Genomic DNA, 1205 nt, shown 5'->3' with positions numbered 1-1205 from the left:
GGGGAGGGGGCCTCCGGTGGGACTGTCTGCGGAGGGGGAGGGCGGAACGGCGGACTGACGGTCCATGACGGGACTCCAGAGGGTGTTTCCCGGGCACGGGGAGCTCGACGGGAGACCGCACCGGCGGCGCTGCCGGGTACGGGTGCGCGGCACGTCCCTGCGCGGGCGCGGCGCCTTAAGGATTTCCGCGGACGGGTAAAGGGCGTCCACGGGGAGGGAGTTGTGCGACCGGCCGGCCCTGTCCCGGGGCCGTGCCGTACTGGAGTGCCGAACCGGCGGACGGCACCGGACACGCCGGCGCCACGACGGCCGCGTCACCGGCCGCCCGAGCCGGGGTACGGCTCGTGCCGGGAGATTAACTCACCGGTAACCGGGAGCGCCAGGGGGCCCGGGCGCGACTTACCATGTGGTCCAGGCCACTCGGGGAGGAGAGCAGGAAATGGAAGAGGAATTCCGCGTACTGCTGAAGCGGGTACGGGCCGAACTGGTCTCCCCGGCCGAGTTCACGGCGTACGAGCGGCTGGTGGCGCTGGCCGGAACCGACGGGCGGGCCGCCCGGGACGCGCTCGCCGAGGTCCTGGTCGCCCCCGAACAGCCGCTGTGGGCGCGGGAGATCGCCGCCTTCGCGCTCGGCGTCCAAGGGGACCGGCGGGCCTTCGAGACGCTGGTGCTGCTGCTCAACTACCGGGAGCCGGTGCGGTGCGCCACGGCGGCGCACGTGCTCGCGCGGCTACGGGATCCGCGGACCGCCCGGGCCGCGGCCGCCCTCGCCACCAATCCGCTGCGCACCGCCTATGCCGTCCACCCCATCCGGCTGCTGACCGAGCTGCGCGCGCCGGAGTCCGTGCCCGCTCTCCTCTCCACCCTGGAGCGGCTGCTGGCCGCCCGGGACCACTGCTGGCCCGTCGCCCGGGCGTGCGTCGAGGGGCTCGGTCTGCTCGGCGACCGCCGTGCGGAGGCGACTCTCGTCGCCGCGCGCGAGCATGAGCGGTTGCGGCCGGCGGCGGTGGTGGCTCTCGCCCGGCTCAACGGGAGGCCCCTCCCGACCGTCCGCGCTCGGAACGCGCCGCGGGCGTGAGGCTTGCCCCAGACCCGCCCTTTCGCCGTTTCCTGGGGGCGAGCCCCCAGCCCCCCGAAACCGCGCTTCGCGCGGTTGTCCTCAAACGCCGGACGGGCTGGAGTGGGCGCCCCTATTCAGCCCGTCC

At 74.9% G+C, this 1205-nt stretch carries 1 protein-coding gene; it reads left to right on the top strand.

Annotated elements, in window-relative coordinates; genetic code table 11:
- Nucleotides 1–439 precede the first annotated feature (439 nt).
- Nucleotides 440–1078: a HEAT repeat domain-containing protein gene (locus tag ACSNOK_RS33125; protein ID WP_436784489.1), complete on the top strand. Its 639-nt coding sequence runs from the start codon at nt 440–442 to the stop codon at nt 1076–1078.
- The last annotated feature ends 127 nt before the right edge of the window (nt 1079–1205 follow it).

The sequence above is a fragment of the Streptomyces sp. URMC 126 genome, from assembly GCF_051386555.1.
Taxonomy (GTDB): domain Bacteria; phylum Actinomycetota; class Actinomycetes; order Streptomycetales; family Streptomycetaceae; genus Streptomyces.
Note: the sequence above shows the minus strand (reverse complement) of the source record. Positions and strands in the feature narration are given on the sequence as shown.

Excerpts from the sequence above, each read along its gene's own strand:
- ACSNOK_RS33125 (WP_436784489.1), top strand. The coding sequence starts at position 440 with ATGGAAGAGGAATTCCGCGTACTGCTGAAGCGGGTACGGGCCGAACTG.